At 48.0% G+C, this 2,154-nt stretch carries 2 protein-coding genes and 1 pseudogene; 1 reads left to right on the top strand and 2 read right to left on the bottom strand.

What is annotated here, in order from left to right; all coding sequences use genetic code 11:
- A pseudogene (locus ABD76_RS08210) lies at positions 1-716 on the bottom strand (transposase); the annotation flags it as partial.
- A gap of 245 nt (positions 717-961) precedes the next feature.
- Here ABD76_RS08210 and ABD76_RS08205 point away from each other — a divergent pair.
- A complete protein-coding gene (locus ABD76_RS08205) occupies positions 962-1,687 on the top strand; it encodes a CAP domain-containing protein (protein ID WP_197255884.1) in 726 nt (241 codons plus the stop codon).
- A 274-nt stretch (positions 1,688-1,961) separates the two neighbouring features.
- On the opposite strand, the gene ABD76_RS08200 is transcribed toward ABD76_RS08205, so the two are convergent.
- Positions 1,962-2,154 (bottom strand): transposase (locus tag ABD76_RS08200; protein ID WP_197253431.1); only part of this gene is annotated, 193 nt, incomplete at its 5' end.

Genomic DNA, 2,154 nt, shown 5'->3' with positions numbered 1-2,154 from the left:
TTGCTTGGCAATCGCCAGATAGGCTTTGCGGGCACGCTCCCGGTATGTTCTTGGCTTGCGAGTCTTTCCGCGTTCCGGTTCATGCAGGATGTCGATGATTTTCTCCAGCTTTTCTCTGGCCTGATTCAGAAGAGACAGATCCGTCGGGTAGGCGATGTCCGCCGGCGCGCAGGTCGCATCCAGCAGCAGTTCGCCCTCGTTCGTCAGTTCCATCTGCCGCGGCTGCGGTTCTGACGGCTCGTCGGACGCTGCGGCAGTTCCGCTGCCAGGTTCATTGTCGTCCGATGAATCATCCGATTCGCTGGACTTGCGCGCTTCTTCAAGGGCGATCCACTCATTCACTTCATCAAGGATCTCGCCGCCCAGCCGCTTGCGGAAGTGTGTCATGAGAGAATGGTGAAACGGACGGCGGTACTGGTATTCCGGCAGACCGAGGAAGTACTGCAGATACGGGTTCTCCAGAATCTGACGAAGCGTCTCCCGATCGTCGGTGCCGAGCCGCTCCTGAATAATGAGGGCGCCGAGCGCGACACGGATCGATACGGCCTTTTGACCCTTGAGGCTCTTCTTAAAGTTCTTCGCATATTTCTCTTCGAGCTTCCACCACGGAATCATCTGGGCCAGCAATACCCAGCGGTTATCTTCCGCAGCTTCCCGCCGAACGGAAGGAAGAAGTCGCCTGGCAAGATCATTTGGCTCTCGGTTCGCTGATACAATCTGGACACCTCCACGTGCACGGTTTTTCACGGGATAAACCCGTTTTCCTTGCACTTGAATTCGACAAAAGAGGCGCTAAACCCTTGCTGCTACTGGATTTTTCTTTCGTTCAGCAAGCCCTAAGTAGTATCGATCACAAAAAGGTATTGGATAAGGAGAAAACCATAATGAGGAATAAGTAAAGGACATGCAGGAAATCCTAATCCGGTAACTTCATTAATTAACGGACCTAGGAGGTTAGCAAATGGTAAGGTTTTTCGTATTAGCAGTATTATTTCTGGTCACAGGCTGTTCGGCCCAGAACAATATGATGCAAAAGCAAGTGACTCCTGAGCAAACACGAATTTCAACTCATGCTCATACTGCTGCGCCAAACTCTGTCCTCACACAAGCATCATCAACAGCTACGTCTTGGACAGAGAGATCATCTATTACAACAAAAGAAGCACAAAATGGAATTCCATTGGATTTGTTGGATCTGATTCAAACACCGGCTGGAAGTCCAGCAAACCAGGCACCTACAGGAAATCCGGAAAGAAATGAGCCGACAGGTTCAACAGGGCAAGTACAGGAAGGTAAAAATGATACTAGGGATAATAATTCATCCGCATTCGAGCAGCAGGTTCTGGATCTAGTAAATCAAGAAAGGTCCAAAACAGGATTAAGTTCCTTGAGTAGGAGTGAAGAATTGTCAAATATGGCTATGGTCAAGGCACAGGACATGTACAACAACAATTATTTTGATCATAATTCTCCAACACATGGATCCCCCTTCGATATGATGAAGGAATTCGGGATCACATACAATTCCGCTGGAGAAAACATCGCAAAAGGGCAAACCACCCCTACCCAAGTTATGAATGATTGGATGAATAGCCCAGGCCACAAAGCAAATATATTGAATAATAGTTATACCCAAATCGGTATTGCTTATTATAACAATACATGGGTCCAGGAATTTAAGGGATAACGCCTTTCATCTCTCAACAAAAAAGTATCAAAAACCCTCAATTTATGCGGGTTTTTGATACTATTAGGTGGTGAGTCAGGCGCCAATCCTTGATCGCTTGTCGAGGGTTGACAATTTTATGGCTCTTCGCTCTACTGGGTGGGTACAGTGTTGAATATTAGTTTCATAACCCCTTCCGCCTTTAAGAGATTTTCAGATGTAGAAACAGCCGTCAAGGAGAGCGCTTGACCGCTGTTTCTACATCTGAAGCAGGGTAAGAAGGCGGAAAGGGATATTATGCTCGGCGCGCCGCGAGCAACGGCAAACGAAGCTTATTGGCTGTCATATACACCATCGCAATCAAGTTTTCTACGTTCCTGTAGCCTCTGGCCCGACGTTTAGCTGCTTGAACCAGACCATTAATGCCTTCCAACAAGCCGTTCGTCATCTTACTATGGAACCACCGAAGGATCCCTTCTTCGTGCTGC

This window comes from Paenibacillus dendritiformis, from assembly GCF_015845845.1.
GTDB classification, from domain to species: Bacteria; Bacillota; Bacilli; order Paenibacillales; family Paenibacillaceae; genus Paenibacillus_B; species Paenibacillus_B dendritiformis_C.
Note: the sequence above shows the minus strand (reverse complement) of the source record. Positions and strands in the feature narration are given on the sequence as shown.

Coding starts and splice junctions, on each gene's coding strand:
- ABD76_RS08205 (WP_197255884.1), top strand. CDS start 962: ATGGTAAGGTTTTTCGTATTAGCAGTATTATTTCTGGTCACAGGCTGT.